The organism is Collinsella sp. BG-O-102 (assembly GCF_023656745.1).
In the GTDB taxonomy this organism is placed as follows: Bacteria; Actinomycetota; Coriobacteriia; order Coriobacteriales; family Coriobacteriaceae; genus Collinsella.
In genome coordinates this window covers 1-18,730 of record NZ_JAMOKO010000024.1, presented here as the reverse complement: position 1 = coordinate 18,730, position 18,730 = coordinate 1, and the positions used below count along the sequence as shown (strand labels likewise).

12 protein-coding genes, 1 tRNA gene and 2 rRNA genes are annotated in these 18,730 nt (G+C 59.4%); 11 read left to right on the top strand and 4 right to left on the bottom strand.

From position 1 onward, the window contains the following. The 10 genes from NBH09_RS09465 to NBH09_RS09420 form a co-directional block, all read left to right on the top strand. Positions 1-174 (top strand): 23S ribosomal RNA (locus NBH09_RS09465); the annotation flags it as partial. A gap of 143 nt (positions 175-317) precedes the next feature. Continuing rightward, positions 318-433: ribosomal RNA gene (rrf, locus tag NBH09_RS09460) — 5S ribosomal RNA — on the top strand. Positions 434-608: 175 nt separating this feature from the next. Next, on the top strand, positions 609-1,148 hold the full coding sequence (gene acpS, locus NBH09_RS09455) for a holo-ACP synthase (RefSeq protein WP_161144598.1): 540 nt from the start codon (positions 609-611) through the stop codon (positions 1,146-1,148). Beyond that, positions 1,149-2,765 (top strand): NAD(P)H-hydrate dehydratase, encoded by a 1,617-nt coding sequence (locus tag NBH09_RS09450; RefSeq protein WP_161144597.1) that lies wholly within the window; start codon positions 1,149-1,151, stop codon positions 2,763-2,765. Positions 2,766-2,767: 2 nt separating this feature from the next. After that, positions 2,768-3,913: an alanine racemase gene (gene alr, locus NBH09_RS09445; protein WP_035137770.1), complete on the top strand. Its 1,146-nt coding sequence runs from the start codon at positions 2,768-2,770 to the stop codon at positions 3,911-3,913. Between the two features lie 8 nt (positions 3,914-3,921). Further along, on the top strand, positions 3,922-4,542 hold the full coding sequence (locus NBH09_RS09440; RefSeq protein WP_006235848.1) for a uracil-DNA glycosylase: 621 nt from the start codon (positions 3,922-3,924) through the stop codon (positions 4,540-4,542). 12 nt (positions 4,543-4,554) lie between these two features. Next, positions 4,555-5,061 carry a tRNA (adenosine(37)-N6)-threonylcarbamoyltransferase complex ATPase subunit type 1 TsaE gene (gene tsaE, locus NBH09_RS09435; protein WP_006235849.1) on the top strand — a complete coding sequence of 169 codons (507 nt, stop codon included), beginning with the start codon at positions 4,555-4,557 and terminating at the stop codon, positions 5,059-5,061. Beyond that, a complete protein-coding gene (tsaD, locus tag NBH09_RS09430; protein WP_250787802.1) occupies positions 5,048-7,432 on the top strand; it encodes a tRNA (adenosine(37)-N6)-threonylcarbamoyltransferase complex transferase subunit TsaD in 2,385 nt (794 codons plus the stop codon). Before tsaE ends, tsaD begins: the two co-directional genes overlap by 14 nt. A gap of 791 nt (positions 7,433-8,223) precedes the next feature. Next, positions 8,224-10,113 (top strand): carbon starvation CstA family protein, encoded by a 1,890-nt coding sequence (locus tag NBH09_RS09425; RefSeq protein WP_250787801.1) that lies wholly within the window; start codon positions 8,224-8,226, stop codon positions 10,111-10,113. Positions 10,114-10,297: 184 nt separating this feature from the next. Beyond that, complete coding sequence (locus tag NBH09_RS09420) at positions 10,298-12,478, top strand: hypothetical protein (protein WP_138113457.1); 2,181 nt, start codon at positions 10,298-10,300, stop codon at positions 12,476-12,478. A gap of 400 nt (positions 12,479-12,878) precedes the next feature. Here the strand turns inward: NBH09_RS09420 and NBH09_RS09415 are convergent. The 4 genes from NBH09_RS09415 to NBH09_RS09400 form a co-directional block, all read right to left on the bottom strand. Next, positions 12,879-12,950, bottom strand: a tRNA-Gln gene (locus tag NBH09_RS09415). A gap of 38 nt (positions 12,951-12,988) precedes the next feature. Beyond that, on the bottom strand, positions 12,989-13,894 hold the full coding sequence (locus NBH09_RS09410) for a peptidoglycan-binding domain-containing protein (RefSeq protein WP_022094145.1): 906 nt from the start codon (positions 13,892-13,894) through the stop codon (positions 12,989-12,991). A gap of 138 nt (positions 13,895-14,032) precedes the next feature. Further along, positions 14,033-15,046 (bottom strand): polyprenyl synthetase family protein, encoded by a 1,014-nt coding sequence (locus NBH09_RS09405; protein WP_138113455.1) that lies wholly within the window; start codon positions 15,044-15,046, stop codon positions 14,033-14,035. A 125-nt stretch (positions 15,047-15,171) separates the two neighbouring features. Then, a complete protein-coding gene (locus tag NBH09_RS09400; protein ID WP_250787800.1) occupies positions 15,172-17,622 on the bottom strand; it encodes a PTS transporter subunit EIIC in 2,451 nt (816 codons plus the stop codon). A gap of 229 nt (positions 17,623-17,851) precedes the next feature. Between NBH09_RS09400 and NBH09_RS09395 the strand changes: the two genes are divergently transcribed. Further along, on the top strand, positions 17,852-18,571 hold the full coding sequence (locus NBH09_RS09395) for a GntR family transcriptional regulator (RefSeq protein WP_250787799.1): 720 nt from the start codon (positions 17,852-17,854) through the stop codon (positions 18,569-18,571). Positions 18,572-18,730 lie beyond the last annotated feature (159 nt).

The following is an 18,730-nucleotide window of genomic DNA, read 5'->3' as shown; positions in this document are numbered from 1 at the left end:
GGTAGCCGCGTGCGGCGCGGATAACCGCTGAAGGCATCTAAGCGGGAAGCCGTTCCAGGGATTAGTTCTCCTTCCGGTAAGGGCCCAGGTAGACTACCTGGTCGATAGACGGCAGGTGCAAGGCTGGCGACAGCCTCAGCCGAGCCGCACTAATCGCCCGAGCTCTTCCGGAACCGCACCTCGCGGCCCGCGGGACATGCGCTCAGAAGCGCGGTCCGGGCACGAGGATGCCCCCGAGTCATCTTTCCTATGCGCCATGCGGCCCTCAGGGCACGCCGGACGACCCAGGACACCGTAACGGTGGGCGCCGCCCACCGGTCAGCGGCCAGAGCATGGGGGGCACGCCCGGTCCCGTTCCGAACCCGGAAGCTAAGCCCCATCGCGCCGAGAGTACTGCAGGGTCAGCCCGTGGGAGGCCAGGGCGCCGCTGACCGGTGGACGGCACCGAGCCGTACGCTTGAACTGAGAAGGGGGAGGCCTCGCGGCCTCCCCCTTTTTTGCGTTTACGGGCTTTTGTCTCACATAGTAGCTGTGTTTTATAACCCTCGTTTGTCGCATCTTCTGTGAACGGGCTACAATAACTTAGTCTGTGCGATATGGAGGTGAACATGGCTGAAGCTGGTATCGGCGTTGATATCGTCGAGATTTCCCGGATGAAATCAATTCTTGAAAAGACGCCGTCGTTTGCTCGGCGTGTGTTTACCGAAGAAGAGCGTGCGTATTGCGATGTATCATCGCGTCCCGCTGCTCACTATGCGAGCCGCTTTGCTTCGCGCGAGGCGGTGCTTAAAGCTCTCGGCACGGGTTTTAGTCAAGGCGTGGGTCGCAAGGATGTTTCGGTAACGCGTGATAAACTCGGCAAACCGAAGGCGCTGCTTTCGGGCCGTGCACTCGAGATCGCTCATGAGCTGGGTGTTGTTGAGGTCGCTCTTTCCATTACGCTTACAGGAGACTTAGCCGTTGCGAATGCCATCGCGATTACCGAAGATGCTCGGCCTAAGCCAAAAGATGAAAAGGTGAGCACCAAGAAACGCGTAGCGCAGACATTTAAAGAGGCTCGCTCTGTTTTAGATGAGCTTGAGCAGCTGCAGAATTCAGCATTGACGGAGCACCTGGGCGATGCTTCGCAAGATACGCTAGGAGCATAGATGAAACCGGTTTTGAGTACCGAAGAAGTCGTTCGTCTCGAGGATATCATCGAACGCGAAGGGACTTCGAAGGCCGAGCTTATGGAGCTAGCGGGTGAGTTTGCCGCCAACGAGGTCTTGAAGCTCAATCCCGATCGGGTTCTCGTTCTGGTCGGTTTTGGTAATAATGGCGGCGACGGTTGGGTTGCCGCCGATATCCTGAGCCATAAGGGTGTGGACGTCGATATCGTTTCTCCGGTTGAGCCGGATGAGATTCCTGCTGCTCTGGCACGTCATGTTGCTCGTCGTACTGCCGGCCGCGATGTGCACGTTTGCGTCGGCCCCTCGCGTGACGAACTCGAGGTTTTGATCGATAAGGCCGATGTTGTTGTCGATGCCATTTTTGGTACCGGTTTCCATGGGAATCTGCGTGCGCCGTTCTCCATCTGGATTCCTACGGTCAATGAATGCGCCGATTGTGTCGTATCCATTGATGTCCCCTCGGGCCTGAATGCCGAGACGGGCGTTGTTGATGACGACTGCATTCGTGCCGAACATACGGTGACGATGATTGCGCCCAAGATTGGTCTGTATAGCGCTGATGGCCCTGAGTATGCTGGCGATTTGATCTGCGGCAATCTTTACGACCGTCTTGACGAGGTCATCGATGATGTCGACCACGCCGCCGAGATTGTCGAGCCCGGTGACTTAGTTGATTACTTTGCCCCACTACCTACGAATATCGATAAGTATTCCCGTGGCTCTGTGCTTATTGTCGCCGGATCTGCACAATATCCTGGTGCTGCCATTATGGCGGCCAAGTCTGCAGCTCGCGCGGGTGCTGGTTACGTGGCAGTCGCGGCTCCTGACGCCTGCGCTAATCTTATTCGCATTGCACTTCCTTCGATTCCCGTCTTTGCTATTCCGTCTGATTCCCGCGGCTCCTTTGGCGCCGCTGCGCGCATGACGGTGTGCGAGATTGCAAAGAAGTACAGCTGCGTACTGTGCGGTCCCGGTATGACGACGTCTGCCGGCGCTATGCAGGTGGTTTCGGGCTTGCTCGAGCTTGATGTACCGCTTATTTTGGATGCCGATGCACTCAACTGCCTTGCTAAGATTGCCATTGACGGTATTGATAGTAACCCCGAGATGTATCGTCGCGAGCAGCCGTTGGTTATGACACCGCACTATCGTGAGCTTTCGCGTCTGGTTGCCGGTGACGAGGTGAACGACCTTGGTACCGCGATTGCAGCCGCGCAGAAGGTTGTCTGGGCTGCAGGCTCCGACAATCTGGTGGTCATTGCCAAAGGGCCGACGACGGCTATCTGTGGCGTTGAGCGTGTACTGCTGCCGCTCTCGGGTCCGGCTTCTCTGGCAACTGCCGGTTCAGGTGATGTTCTCGCGGGTATTTTGGCCGGCACGCTTGCCACCATGCGCGACGAGATGGATCGTTGGGAGTTGCTGTATTCGTACGCCGTCGCACTTCACAGCTACGCCGGTTTTGCCGCGGCGACGGAGTATGGTGAGAAGAGCGTCATCGCGACCGATCTTATCGACTTGATCGGTCCCGCCATGGAACTGGCGGCAAAGGATGCGCTCGAAGATCTGGGAATCATGGACGAAGGGTCGGATGACTAATCATGAATAAAGCCGATTTGACGCGCTGGTCCTGGGTCGAGATCGACCGCGGGGCGCTCCGTCGCAACACGAGGGCCTATAAGAACTTGTTGAATCCACGTCAGCGCCTGTGCTGCGTGGTCAAGGCCGATGCTTATGGTCATGGAGCTGTTGAGTGCGCCAAGATCATGTATTCGGCCGGTGCCGACATGTTTGCCGTGGCGACGGTTAACGAGGGCGTTGAGCTCCGACAGGGCGGGATTACGAAACCCATCCTCATCCTAAGCGAGCCGCCTATCGAGGCCATTCCGACGTTGCTCGAGTTTGATATCATGCCCTCGGTCTATACGTCTGACTTTGCTCTTGCGTATGGCGAATGTGCCGTCGCGGCGGGCAAGGTGGGCAAGTATCATCTCGCCATCGAGACGGGTATGAATCGTATCGGCGTACACTACACACAGGTGCTCGACTTTGTCCGCGGTATTAATTTCCATCGCGGTATTCAGTGCGACGGCGTATTTACGCACTTCGCCACGGCCGATGAACCTTCGGGCTGGGACTACAAGCTGCAGTGTCAGCGCTTTACCGAGGCCGTTCAAGCCATTAAGGATGCGGGTTTTGAGTGCGGTATCGTGCACTGCGCCAACACGCCGTCCTCGATGCTCGACCCCTCGATGCATTTTGATATGATTCGCGCCGGCGTTGGCTTGTATGGCATGCAGCCGTGCGAGCTGAGTGGCCGCGTGATGCAGCTTGATCCCGTTATGAGCGTCCATGCGCGCGTGACGCGCGTGGCACACCCTGCGATGGGTGAGGGCGTGGGCTACGGTTTTACCTACCGCGTACCGCGCACGCGCGTTCAGATCTGCACGCTGCCGATCGGTTATGCCGACGGCCTATCGCGTACGCTTTCCAATCGTATGGATGTGCTGTATCGCGGCGAGCGCGTGCATCAGGTTGGCAATATCTGCATGGACCAGTTTATGGTCGCCATTCAGTCCAACCCGGCACACGAGATTCCCGAGGCCGAGTATGGTGACGAGATGATCATTGTCGGCCGCGATGGCGATGCCGAGATCACTATGGACGAGATGGCCCGACTGCGCGGAACGATTAACTACGAGGTCGCCTGCGGCTTTGGCATGCGTCTCGACAAGGTCTACGTGTAGGAGCCGCTATGGGCGTCATGCACATCCCCGGCCATACCCATCAGGCACCACGTGAGGTCGCACTCGAGGAGATCGAGGCCGTTCTGGGCGATTGTCACCTCTGCCAGCTCTACCAGTCGCGTCACAATATCGTGTTTGGCGTGGGAAACCCCCGCGCTCGCGTGATGTTTATTGGTGAGGCGCCGGGCCGCAATGAGGATTTGCAGGGCGAGCCCTTTGTGGGGGCGGCAGGCGAGGACCTCAACGGCATTTTGTCGCTGGCGGGCCTCAAACGCGAAGACGTCTACATTGCCAACGTGCTTAAGTGCCGCCCGCCGGGAAACCGCAATCCACGTCCCGAGGAAGTGCTGGCTTGCTCGCCGTTTTTGCGTGAGCAGATTCGAAGCATCTGGCCTGATATTATCGTGACGCTCGGCAACCCCGCGACGCACTTTGTGCTTAAGACCGAGATTGGCATTACTAAGCTGCGCGGCAGGTTCCACCAGATGGGGCATTTTGTAGTAATGCCCACGTTCCATCCGGCAGCAGCGCTACGCAATCCGGCGTGGCAGGAACTGCTGGAGGAAGACTTTAAGATGCTGGGCGACTATCTGGAGCGACATCCCGCACCAGAGGACGCCTCGGAATAATAAGGAGCATATATGTCCCTGGAGCGCCTGGGGGTAGGTACTTACAAAACGACTTGCGCTGCCGATACGGAGTACTTTGGCGAGCTAATTGCACCGTGCCTTGAGGACGGCGATGTGCTCATCCTGACCGGTGGCCTGGGGGTGGGCAAAACTCACTTTACCAAGGGCGTCTCGCGCGGGCTGGGCGATGGGCATATGGTTACGAGCCCTACGTTTGCGCTCATGGCCGTTCACGATCAAGGTCGTATTCCGCTGTTTCACTTTGATCTATACCGCCTGGAGCATGCCTACGAGCTCGAGGATACGGGCATTTTCGATGTGCTGGGCTATGAGGGTGCTTGCCTGCTGGAATGGGGCGAACAATTCCAGGACGAGCTGACGGATGAGTATCTTTCGGTGACGCTCAAGCGTGATGAGGGCGACAGCGATGTGCGAACGATAACGCTTGAGGCGCACGGTGACCGTGCAATGGAGCTTTCCCATTTGATTGATAAGGCTGTACAAGATGAGCTTGCATAACGACAACGCGCTGGTGGTGGCGCTCGATACCTCGACCGACATGCTTGCCTGCGCGGCAAGCTGGATTGATGGGCAGACGGGCGAGACGAAGCTCGTGAGTGGCGACCACATGTGTCGCCGTCACGCCAACGTTGAGCTCGTGAATACCGTTGATGGCGTGCTGGCTCAAGCCGGTCTGGATCGCAGCGATGTTGGTTGCTATGTGGTCGGCCGCGGCCCGGGGTCCTTTACGGGTGTGCGCATCGGCATCTCCACTGCCAAGGGCCTCGCGCGTGGTGCCAATGTTCCGCTGCTGGGCGTGTCGACGCTCGACTCTTGCGCTTGGACGGCGTGGAAGGCTGGCGTGCGCGGCAAGCTTGGTATCTTGGCCGATGCTATGCGCGGTGAGGTATATCCGGCGCTGTATATGCTGGTCGATGAGGGCCCCGAGCGTCAATTTGAGCGCGAACACGTGGTCAAGGCCGCCGTGGCGCTCGATGAGTGGCGCCAAGCAGCGGACTGGGACCAGGTTCAGCTGACCGGTGACGGTCTCGTGCGCTATGGCAAGCTGCTGGGTGAGGACGAGACCGCCCGCTGCGTGGAGCGCGACCTGTGGTGGCCTTCGGGCGAGGGCTTGCTGCTCGCGCACGCTGCGGGTGACGGCGATCCGGCTCGCGTCCTGCCGATTTACACGCGCCTTTCGGATGCCGAGGAAAACGAGCGCAAGCGTCTTGGTCTTGCCGAGAGTGCGCAGAGCGAAATTACGGGCGTTGCCGATGAGCTCGCCGGTCGTCATCTGCAGTTCCGTCCCATGGGCGCGGCGGATGCCGAGGGCGCGAGCGCGCTGGAGGCTGCCTGCTTTGAAGGTGCCGGACACGAGGCGTGGACGCCGGGCATGTTCCTGTCCGAACTGGGCGAGGACGTTGCTGCGCCGCGTAGTTGGTGGGTGGCACACGACGACGGCAAGCTACTGGGCCTTGCCGGCGGTATGGTCGTGGACGGTGATGTGCAGATTCTGGATGTCGCCGTCGACCCGGCACATCGCCGTGAGGGCATTGCCCGCAAGCTGCTGTCGCATGTGAGCTATGATGCCCAGATGCTCGGCTGCACCACGGCTTCGCTCGAGGTCGAGGACGGCAACGAGGGAGCGATTGCGCTCTATAACGCTCTGGGCTTTACCGAGGCTGGCCGTCGCCGCGGCTACTATGGTGCCGGCAAGGACGCCATCGTCATGACGGCCCCGCTGCCCCTGGTACTTCCGGTCGACAATGCTTCGCCCGAGCCGACGGCGGCAGAGCAGCGCGTGTGGCCGCTGCCTGCGCCTGGGCGCTCCGAGGGGGAGCGTGCCGAAATTGAGCGCCGCCGCCTAGTGCTCGCTATCGAGAGCTCCTGCGACGAGACGGCCGTGGCGATTATCGATGCGGATGGCAATATGCTGGCCAACCAGGTGTCGACGCAGATTGATTTTCACGCCCGCTTTGGCGGCGTGGTGCCCGAGATCGCCTCGCGCAAACACGTCGAGGTGATTGTGAGTGTCGTGGATGCGGCGCTTGAGGATGCCGCAGCATCGCTTGGTCTTGAGGATGGAGCCATTGCCCCCAGCGAGCTTGCCGCCGTGGGCGTGACACAGGGTCCGGGCCTGGTGGGCGCGCTCGTGGTTGGCGTCGCCTTCGCCAAGGGCTTTGCCTACGCTGCCGGCAAGCCGCTCGTGTGCGTCAACCATCTGGAGGGGCACCTGTTTGCCAACCTGCTGGCGCAACCCGACCTCAAACCGCCGTTTATCTTCACGCTTGTCTCGGGTGGGCACACCATGCTCGTGCACGTGAAGGCGTGGGGCGACTACGAGGTGCTCGGTGAGACGCTCGACGACGCTGTGGGCGAGGCCTTCGACAAGGTAGCCAAGGCGTTGGGTCTGGGCTATCCCGGTGGCCCCATCATTTCCAAGCTGGCCGAGACGGGCAACCCCAAGGCGATCGATTTCCCCCGTGCGCTTAACAGCAGGGGAGACTATCGCTTCTCGCTTTCGGGCCTTAAAACCGCTGTGACGCTCTACATTGAACAGGAGACCAAGGCCGGGCGCACGATTCACCTGCCCGATCTGGCAGCTTCGTTTGAGGCAGCTGTCTTTGACGTGCAGTACAAGAAGGCCAAAAACGCATTGCACGCTACCGGATGCAAGGAATACTGCATCGGTGGCGGCGTCTCGGCCAACCCGCATCTGCGCGAGATGATGATCAAGAAGCTTGGGCGTCAGGGGATTCGCGTAACGGTGCCGCCCTTGTCTGCCTGTACCGATAACGCCGCCATGATCGCGGAGGTCGCTCGCCGTAAATTCGACCGAGGTGAAATCTCGCCGTTCGACGTCGACGCCGATCCGAACATGACGCTGTAGCTGGTACGGCGCGGTCCCCGGACGGAGGGGCCGGATATAAGGTTTCCTGCTCTACAGTCCTGCGCAAGACGAAGGCCACATTAAGTGGCCTTCTTTGCGTGCGGAACTCGCGATAAACCTTATATCCGGCCCCTCCGTCCGGGGACCTTTCTGTATCGATATAGCTTCTGAGCTGGTTTGGCGTCGACAACGTCCAGCAAGGTTAACAAGCCAGCGTCGAATTTCCAGCGTTCTTTAGCTGAAAGAAAAAGTTGGTGTGCGGAGCTTTGCTCCGCATTTGGGATGGGAGCCCCTCGGGAGCGGGCGGGCGTATACAAGGTTTATCGCGAGTTCCGCACGAGCCGGAGAGCACTTAATGTGCTCTCCGTGCGAGCAGGACTGTAGAGCAGGAAACCTTGTATACGCCCGCCCGCTCCCGAGGGACATCTCTCATGCAAAAACTGTCGCTGGGTAAAGTCCGAGGTCAGTGGCGTTTTATACCGAGAAATCCAAAAAAGTTGAAAATTCATTACAAATTTGCGTTGACTTTAGGTAACTAAAGTTTCATACTCCTTTTCAACCACTGGGGGATGTGAACACGCACGGATCGTTCGCATCATGATTGAAGAGGATTTCTTAGACATGTTCACGCATCAGCTAAACATTATCAGCGTAGTAATTATCTGATGCGGGTTAGCACATACAGCTAGCCCGTACGATAACGGGCGGCTGATGAAGATGAGGGCCGTCGAGCGCAACCGACGGCCCTCATTTTTTATGTCTAGGAAGTTCTTTTTAGAGGAGGAAATGTAATGAACGGAGTTTTGCTCATGGTTGTGGCCGCGGCGGTGCTCGCCTGCGGCTATCTGGGCTACGGCCGCTGGCTGGCCAACAAGTGGGGCGTTGACAAAGAGGCCCTCACGCCGGCCAAGCGCATGAAGGACGGCAACAGCTTCTCGCCCGTCTCCGCCTTCACCGCGTTTTCGCACCAGTTCAGCTCGATCTGCGGTGCTGGTCCTGTCACGGGTACGATCGTCGCCATGGCCTTTGGCTGGCTGCCCGTCGTGCTCTGGGTCCTCGTCGGCGGCATCTTCTTTGGCGCCGTCCACGACTTTGGTGCCCTGTACGCTTCGATGAAGAACAACGGCAAGTCGCTCGCTCAGCTCATCGAGAAGTACATCGGCAAGACCGGCCGTCGCCTGTTCCTGCTGTTCTGCTGGCTGTTCTGCATCATCGTCATCGCCGCCTTCACCGACATGGTTTGCAAGACGTTCATGTTCACCCCGGCCGTTGACGCTTCTGGTGCTGCTACCGGTGCCATCGACTTCACCAAGTCCTATGCCGCCGGCTGCGCTGGTACCATCTCCATCCTGTTCACCTTCGTCGCTATCGCCTTTGGTTGGGCCCAGAAGAAGTTCAACCTCACCGGCGCTGCCGAGTTCGTCACCGGCGTTGTCCTCATGGTTCTCATGTTCGCCGTCGGAATGCAGTTCCCGGTCTACCTGGATAAGTTCCAGTGGTTCGCCGTCGTCATGGTCTACCTGGTCTTCGCTGGCGCTATGCCCATCCAGATGCTCAAGACCCCGCGTGACTACCTCACTTCCATCATGATGATCGTCATGATCGTCTGCGCTGTCCTCGGCATCGTCGTCCTGGGCGTCAACGGTCAGGCCACTATCACCGCTCCGGTCTTCACCGGCTTCTCCACTGCCTCCGGCATGATGTTCCCGGTCCTGTTCGTCTCCGTCGCTTGCGGTGCTCTCTCCGGTTTCCACAGCCTCGTTTCTTCCGGCACCTCTTCCAAGCAGGTCGAGAAGGAGCAGGACGCCGTCAAGGTCGGTTACGGCGCAATGATCGTCGAGTCCTTCGTCGGCATCCTTGCCATCATCGTTGCCGGCATCATGTTCTCCGATATGAACACCGCCGGTACCGGCGCCCTCAACGCCGGTGTCGCTTCCACCCCGTTCCAGATCTTCGCCGCTGGCATCTCCCGCGGTATGCAGGCCTTCGGTGTTGACGGCACGCTCGCTACCGTCTTCATGACCATGAATGTTTCCGCTCTGGCCCTGACCTCGCTCGACGCCGTCGCCCGCATCGCCCGCACCTCGTTCTCCGAGTTCTTTGCCCAGACCAACGACGCCCTGGCCATCGAGTCCAAGGCCGGCTACATGAAGGTCCTCGGCAACCCCTGGTTCGCCACGGTCGTCACCCTGCTTCCCGGTCTCGCCCTCGCTTTTGGTGGCTATGCCAACATCTGGCCGCTCTTTGGTGCTTCCAACCAGCTGCTCGGCGGCATGACCATGATCACCCTCGCCGTGTTCTGCAAGTGCACCGGCCGCAAGGGTTGGATGCTCTACGTGCCCGTCGTCTTCCTGCTCTGCTGCACCTTCACCTCGCTGGTCCAGAGCGCCATGGGCTGCATGGCCGCCGTCCAGGCCTACGGTTTCTTCGGTACCATCCCGGCTACCGCCACCACGGCCGCCGTCTCCGTCGCCGCCACCAAGGGCCTGCAGCTCGTCTTTGCCGTCCTGCTGATGGTCCTGGGCCTCATCGTCGCCGTCAACTGCCTCAAGGAGTTCTTCGGCAAGGAGGCTGGCTCCATGCCTGATGAGGAGCCCGAGTGGTCCGATATGGGCAAGGCCGAGTACGGTCGCGCCGCTGCCGCCGAGGCTCCTGCCGACGCCGAGGCCGTCAAGGCCTAGTCGGTCGGACGGGTTGAATCTCTCATCCATATGACTCGGAAAGACCGGGTCCGCAACGACGCGGACTCGGTCTTTTTTTCATGCGAAAGCGGGTGACGCTCGAGTGTTCTCGCAGATGTTTTGCGTGGATAAGGGCGTGCGTTGTACCATATAGACGTATATGTGTACATATGAAAGGGGCCCCGTGGCCAAGACGGTATATTCCGATAATCAAAACAATGTCGATGCTTTGGCTGAGCGCCTGAGCAGCCAGACGTCGCTTTCTGCCGAGCGCGCCAAGCTGGTTGCCTACGACCTGCTCTGCCGCAAGGCGCTCAAGATTAAGTCGAGTGCGCTGGCGCAGATTTTCCGCTCCGTCGATAAGGAGTGCGACACCAAGGCGATGCGCGATGAGCTTATCGCGGCAAAGATCGTGACCAAGATCGAGGGTAGCGGCATTAACGGGCGCCCGGCGTTCTATACCATCAATGCCGAGATCCGCGATGCCCAAGAGCAGCCTGCCGAGTCCGTCGAGGGTTTTGTCGTCGAGGATTCCGCTGACGTGCCTGCTGTGGAAGAAGCTGCTCCGCGTGAGCATGTCGATACCGATGAGTTGCTCGATGAGAACGTCGTGCGTGCCTTTACGGCCAAGGCAGGACGCGGCGGTTTTGGCGGGGGTGGCAAGCGCGATGCGCAGCGCCGCGCCCAGCAGGAGCGCTTCCGTCGCGCCGTTGCTCAAAAGGGTGAGACGGATGCTGAGGCCGTCGAGGAAAAGCCCGTCGGGATGCAGGAGCCGACTCTCGCTCAAGAGCATGCTGAGATCCAGGAGCCCAAGCGTCGCCGCGGTGCCCACTTTAAGGCCGAGCAGCGAGGTGCCGCATGCGAGGTCCAGGATTCCGTCGAGGCTGCTGACGCGTCCGATGAACCGGCCAAGAAGGCTCCGGGTTCATGCCGTCCCGGACGTGGTTTTGAGGGGCGCGCGTATCCCGTAAGGCGTCAGGAGAAGAGCGAACCGGCTTCGACCACTCAGGGCGAGAAGGACGAGAAGGCCGTTGAGCCGGTGGCTCGCGAGCAAAAGCCTGTTGAGCCGCAGCTTGAGGTTGATGCCGAGGCCAAGGGCCAGCAGCCTACTGATGAGCAGACGGAGCAGGGCGCGTCGAGCAAGCCTCGCCGCCGTCGCCATCGTGGGGGCCGCAGTTCCCATGCCGAGACTGCAACCGAGAAGACCACGCCGCAGAACGAGGATGCGAAGGCCGAGGTTTCTTCGGGGCAGCCTAAGCGCCAGTCAGCGAAGGAGAGCAAGTCCGATCGTCCGCAGAAGCAGGCGTCTATGCCGAAGCGCGAGCGCAATCCCCAAGGCGATTCTAAGCGCAAGTCTCAGAAGAAGCCGGAGTCTGCCGCAGTAGATACTGCTGCCCAGCAGCCCGAGTCGGCCGCCCACGGCGAGGTCTCGGCGCTTGCCCTTGCCCGCGTTTTAGGCAGGCAGCTGTTCAAGGTTGTCCCCACGCCTATGGCGCTCTCCAAGATCAAGGAGCAGCAGACACAGATCGTAAAGGTCGAGGGCAAGGACGGCAAAAAGGCTCCGCAGCGCACTCAGCACAACGAGATGTCCAACCGCAAGATTGCCGAGGAAATCGCAATCATCCAGGCTTGGATCGAGCAGAACCGAGGTGCCGATACGCCGGTTGCCTCGCGCCGTCAGCGTGCCTACCAGATCTTTAACGACGAGAAGGCTTTTGACGGCAAGCACGGTGAGCGCCTGATCAGGCGTATGACCGAAAAGGGCATCAGCATGCAGGCGATCAAGGTCGCCCCCAATCGCCCCGTGCATTTTACGGGCTTCTTTACGCTGGGCGCCGACAAGCCGTTCATTATGGTCGAGAACCTGGACACCTACGACGAGATCGTCAAGCTGCTGCGTGGCCGCAAGCACGCCAAGCTCTTTGGCATCAAGGTGGGCGGCGTGATTTTTGGCGGCGGATGCAAGGCGAGCGTCTCGCATGCCTTGGACGATTATCTGGCCGAGATTGGCTATCGCTTTAACTACGTCTACTACGTAGGCGATATCGATCGCGAGGGCGCGCGCATTGTCGAGCAGACTCGCAATGCCAATGTGGTTGAGATTCGCCTGCATGCCGGCATGTACCGCGCCATGCTCGCCGAGCATAAGCGTCGCGTGAAGGCCGGCGGCGAGTGCGAGCCCGCGGCTGCCAACCAGGGCGTGCCGCAGAACCTGGCGGCGACGATCAAGGATCTGCCCATGGTTACGCGCGTGCAGTTCCGCAACGTGCTGCGCGAGGGCGGGCGCATTCCGCAGGAGATTCTGATGACCGCCGACTATCGGGATGGCGACTCGGGAAGCTTCGACCGCATGCTGAACAATTAGGGACGCGTGGCCCCGGCGGGCCGGGCATTAAGTTTGCTGCTCTACAGTCCTGCACAAGACGAAGGCCACATTAAGTGGCCTTCTTTGTGTGCGGAACTCGCGACAAACTTAATGCCCGGCCCGCCGGGGCCACGCGCCATTTTGTAGATGACGGCTCGCTTTTCGGAACTGGGCTGATAATTCTAGATGTAAGGCGCTCTCGGCTGATATGGGACGGAGGGATTCCGCGTCCGCCTGGTCGGCGGCCGCGCCCCGCTGCGTCGCTTCGCTCCTTGCGTGCTGCGCTGGAAAACGCTTCGCGTTTCCTCAGCTCCGCACTCTTGCGGGTTCGAATTCCTCCGCTTGCCCACAAGAAAGCGCTCCAGGTTCATAAGGGCCTGGAGCGCTGTGTTCTTAAGGGCTGGGACGGAGGGATTCGAACCCCCAACAGCCGGCACCAAAAACCGGAGTTCTACCGTTGAACTACGTCCCAATGTGCGGTGTTGCCCAAAAGCAACTCGTTTAGTTTACCTAATCTGCGAGGGCATCGCAAACACCATCGAGCAGGCGTACGGCGAGTGTCTGCGCGTCGCTGGCCGTGAAAGTGCCGTTGTAGCGCGTCATGCCCGTGAGCTCAATGCGAATGCGAGCTGGCTTCTGCTGCGCGGCGACATTGGCGGTGCGGATGCGCTGGGCCAAGTTGTGGCACTCGGCGAGGGCGATCGTGGCGCGCGGCGCTGCATCTGCGGGCAGCTCATCGCTTGCGATCTCGAGCACCAGGTCAACGTCGGTTGGGACCTCGGAGTCGCAGAGCATCATGCCGCTGTTGTCGGTCGTTGCCGTGGCGATATTCCACATGCGCGACGCAACGCTGCGTGCGATGGGGTCCTCGCCGATAACGGCAATCTGGAAGCGCTCGAGCACGTTGGCGGCGCGAGCAAAACCGATACGGGACTCGGCTTCGGTGACCGAGGGCTTGCCCTCCCACACATGGTGCAGGCGGTTGATGTAGGCGTAGGTGTCCTGGAAGGCCATGCCGTCGGCAAACAGGCCGACATTTTCCTGGAACTGCTGCAGGGCGGCCTCGGTATGCGGACCAAAGTAGCCGTCGTCTTCGCCACAGGCAAAGCCCAAAACGTTGAGAGCGCGCTGCAGGGCCTGCACATCGGCGCCATGGAAATTGGGCATGCGCAGATAGAGAGTGCGGTCGCCCAGCTTATACGAAGCGTCTACAAGGGCGCTCCAGCAGGGGATATCGACGGCATGACCGGCAGCAAGGCCGCTGTCGAGCCTGAAGGTGCTGACGGCCTGCTCAGTGGTGGCTCCAAAGTACTTGTCGGTGACTTCGGCGGCATCAATCGTGTAGCCGAGCTGCAGGAGACGAGACTGCACGTCCTCGACGGCTGCTCCTTGCATGCCCGTTGTAATAGGTTCCATGAACGAACCCCTTTCGGCGTACCATTCGTACTATTTGAGCGTCTGTCGGATAGACAACGCAAAGGGATGCATAAACATGCACTCAACAGTGTAGCAAGTTGTGCCTAAATACGCTGCTGACAGGTTTTATAACCCCCGTTAGTTAAGACGCTCCACAAAGAAATCTGCCATGGAGAGGAACAGCTCGCGTGCGTGCGGATCAAGCTCAACGTTCTCGATGGCCGCTTTGGCCTTAGCGGTCAGGTCGAGCGCGTAAGTGTGGGCGTAATCGATGGAGTCGGTCTCCTGGAAGATCTCCACGGCGCGTGCGAGCTGCGCGGGATCATCGGTGCCCGAGGAAAGAATCGCCTCGACCTCGTCGTGGTGGCGCTCATCAGAGAGGGCGTGTACGGCGACAAGCGTGCGCTTGCCCTCGGTGATGTCGGTGCGGAAGTCCTTGTTGGCGGCTTCCTTAGTGCCGACAAGGTTGAGCAGGTCGTCCTGAATCTGAAAGGCAAGGCCTGTGTGCAGGCCAAAGGCGCGCAGCGCTTCGATTTGCTCATCGCTGCCGCCGCCGATAATGGCTCCGGCGGCAAGCGGCGTGGCTCCGCTGTAAAACGCGGTCTTGTGCGTCGCCATGTCCAGGTAGTCATCAACCGAGATATCAAAGCGCCCGTCACGGACCCAACCCAGGTCGAGCGCTTGACCCTCGATGGTGCGGACGATCATCTCGGTAAGCTCGTGGAGCACGCGCAGCTTCACGTCGGACTCCAGCGTGGGGTCGTCGAGAACCGTCTTGGTGACCATAGTGAGCGCCAGGTCGCCGCAATTGATGGCAAGGCCCGTGCCCTCGGTAAGGTGCATGCAGGGCTTGCCTCGACGAAGCTGTCCGTTGTCGGCGATGTCGTCGTGGATCAGCGCGCCCGACTGGAAATGCTCGATGGCTGCCGCGGCGCTGCGGGCGCTCTCAAAGCTACCGCCCACTGCGGTTGCGGCGAGCATACAGATAAGCGGGCGGTGGCGCTTGCCGGCGTTGGCCGTAAAAGCCGAGAGCGGCGCATACAGGTAGCGCTCGATATCGGCAGAGGTCGCCTGTCCGTCAAAGAACGTGGCCAGATAGTCGTTAATCTGGTCAAAGTGCTGGGCTAAAAAGCTGGTAAACGGACTGGACACGGGTTCTCGCATTCTTTCTGAGGTTGCGTTGATGCAATATGCAGACAACATATTGCCACATTAGGGCGTTTGGCGCGGCAGTTTTGGCGATTTGGGACAACGGGCGTGCGTTTGATGGAGCGCGCCTAAATCAGCCCAAAATGCTCGAGCGCCGCAACGACACCGTCGTGATCGACGGTGTCGGTCACGTAATCGGCCTTATCCTTGAGATAGTCCGGCGCATTGCCCATGGCGATACCGACATCGACGGCGTTCATCAGCGAGACGTCATTGCTGGCGTCGCCAATGCCGTATACGGTTCCGTGGTGGGGATCGAGGGCGTCGAGTACAGACTGGATGCCCCCGCGCTTCGTGCATTCGCGGGGCGAGATTTCGGTTACCTCGAGTTCGAGCTCGTTAAAGCACAGTAGCGGCTCAAGTGCCTTATCTTGAGCGATGTGGTTGGCGAGTGATGTAGACATCAAGATCTTGTAGACACTGTAATGTTGCAGCTGCGTGACTGCGTCGCCCAGGGTGCGCGCGTATCCGGGAGCATCGGGCGCATCGGCACTCATGCGCACGACGCCGTTGAGGCCCTCAAAGCGGATGACCTCGCCCGATTGCTCAAGATAGGGGGCAAGATGCTGCAGCATGCTGGGTGTCATCGACAGATCGCGAATTGCGTGTCCGTTGATCTCGGCGTAACCGCCCGCAAGACAGACGATGCCGGTCCAGGGCAGCTCAAGAAGTTTGGGGTGGATGCAGCTCAGGGTACGTCCCGTGCAGATAAAGGCCATGTTGCCGTTGGCGACAAACTCGCGGATTGCCTGCGAAACCGCCTCGTTGGGATAGGGGGAGAGGTCCCGCTCGTCTTCGGGAAGGTCTTGGGCGAGCCTGGGGTCTTGCCAGGCGAGCGTTCCGTCGATATCGAAGAAGCAAATATCGCCGCGCTTATGGGCTGCGCTGGCGGCAGGGGAGGCCGAGGTGGTGGGCACAAATTCCGGCTCGAGGCCCATGATCTGGTCAAAATGCTCTTTAACGCGGGGAACGGAGATGCCGATGATCACCTGGGCGGTCTTGCCCGTAATGATGAGGCCCTTGGCGCCCACCGCGACAAACGACGCGTTATCTGCAACGATGGAAGGGTCTGCGACCTCGACGCGCAGGCGCGTGGCGCAGTTGGTTGCGCCCACGATATTGCCAACGCCACCTAAAAGCTGAATTACCCGCTCAGCGAGGACGTGATCTTGATCGGTTCGACTATTGACCTCGTCATTGGGAGATTGCTCTTTGGCAAAGTTGCTTCCCGTTAAACAATCGATTGCCGCGCGATTGGCGACATGATCCTCGCGGCCCGGAGTCTTAAGGTCATAGACCAAGATGAGTGCTCGAAAACTAACAAAAAAGATGAGGCTAAAGGCAAGGCCGATACCGAGCGCCAAAAGATAGGCACCGGCATGCGTGCGCATGAGCGGAATAAAGTTGAAGGCTGCCATCTCCATCAGGCCGCCCGAGAAGATGCCGACGATGCCAAAGAGATTCATGGTTGTGGCAAGGCAAGACGATAAGACGGCGTAGAGCAAAAAGAGCCCGGGGTGGGTGAACATAAAGAGAAACTCGAGTGGCTCGGTAACGCCGCAAACCACCGAGGCGATGATGGCGGGAACAAGGATGACCCTGAGGCCGGCGCGGCGCTCGGGTTTTGCGGTGGAGTAGAACGCAGCTGCGATGGCAGGAAGGCCAAAGAGCTTGACCCAGCCGGTGGCGGTAAAACCGGCCCACGGCGCAAGCTCATTAAGGGGGCGCGTGCTATGGGAGAGGATGGGGAGCAAACTGCTCCACGTGGCGTAGATGCCGTCGTTAATGACCAGGTTGTCGTAGTAGATCGGCATGTAGAGCAGGTGGTGCAGGCCAAAGGGCTCGAGTGCTCGTTCTAAAAAGACAAAGATACCCACGCCAAAGGGACCGACGCCTGCAAGCGCGTGACGCAGCGTATCAGTTACATCGTATACGTAGGGCACGATGGCGGCCGAGATAGCGGCAAGGGCAAACACGGCAAAAAAGCTGATGAGGTAGACCAGCGAGGAGCCCGAGAAGGTGCCGAGCCAATCGGGAATTTTGGCATCGTAGAAGCGGTCATGGATGGCGACGACGGTTGCCGATACCGCCAGCGGGCCGATAATGCCGGTGTCGAGCGTCTTGATGCCGTCGATGACGGTGATACCGCTGGCGGAGGTCAAAGATGACGGGTACTCAAGTCCAAGGTTGTCTCCGCTCAGCTTAATGATCTCGCTCAAAAAGAAGCAGTAGGCAAAATAGGCGACGAGAGCCTCGAGGCAGCAACGAGCCGGTTGTTTTTGGGCAAGACCGATGGGCAGCGCTACGGCAAAAAGGAGCGGGAGGCGTTTAAAGACCGTCCACGAGCCGCGCTGGATGATGGTCCAAAAAACGTACCAAGGGGTTCCGTATACGGCGAGATCGCCGACGATGTCCGCAGTCGTTGCGAGAGCGGAGACGCCGACCATGAGGCCTGATATAGAAAACAGCATGGCGGGCGCGAACATTGCCCCGCCAAAGCGTTGGATTTTTTGCAGCATGTTCTGCCTTCCGAATATCGAGGCGCGTTGCGCGTGGGGAAACGTTTAAACAATGGATTCATTGTAGAGGACCAGACGATTGTCGTACCGGCAGTTTTGAGCGAAACCGATTTGGGCATGACAGAAACCGTCAACGGTTAAATCCTGTCGCTTTACCGATATTCGGTTTAAACAACTTTAAGAAATGCTATCGTGCCTAGCCGGAAATGAATAATGTAGAGGTGAAACAATGCCAAAAGCGATATACGAAGGAATCTACCGAGAAATACGCTCGCGCATCATTAATGGGACCTATGCGTTTCAGGAGATGCTGCCAACCGAAGCCGAGCTGACCGCGGAATTTGGCTGCACGCGCAATACCGTCCGCCGCGCTTTGAGCATGCTGGCCGACGGGATGTTTGTGCAGCCCATACACGGCAAGGGCGTGCGCGTTATTTGGCTTAAGGGCGAAACCGACATGTTGGGCGCACTCGAAGAGGTTGAGTCGTTTGGCGAGTTTGCAAAGCGCAACAATGCCGTTGCATCGACGGACGTTAAGTCTTTTGAACATCTGGTCTGCACCGAGCAACTCTCTCGTCGCCTGGGCTTTAAGGTGGGCGAGAAGTTGATTCGCGTAGTGCGTGTCCGAAGCCTCAACGGCAACGCGCGCCAAGTGGACCATGGCTATTTTTTGGCGTCGATCGCCAAGGGCCTGACTCCCGAGATCGCGGCAGATTCTATTTACGGCTATCTGGAGCACAAGCGCGGTGTCAAAGTGATGGCGAGCCGTCGTACGGTGAGTGTCGAGCTCGCCAACGATGAGGACTGCAGCTATCTTGACCTCGGCAAATACAACTGCGTTGCCGTCATGGAGAGTCAGTCGTACACCTCGGATGGCATCTTGTTTGAGGTGACGCACACTCGCACACACCCCGAGATCTTCCATTACCGCGTCAATTCCAAGCGATAGCCGGCTAGCTCGCAGCCTGACGAGACTCATGGCCTCAAAGACGATATGAGAAAGCCATTGGGGCCGCCTCCCCCGCGGCGCAGCTTCTTTCCGCGGGCTCGGGGTGCCACAATGGGCTTTGAGTATCGGCCCGTGCGGTAGCCCTTACCGCACCTGCGG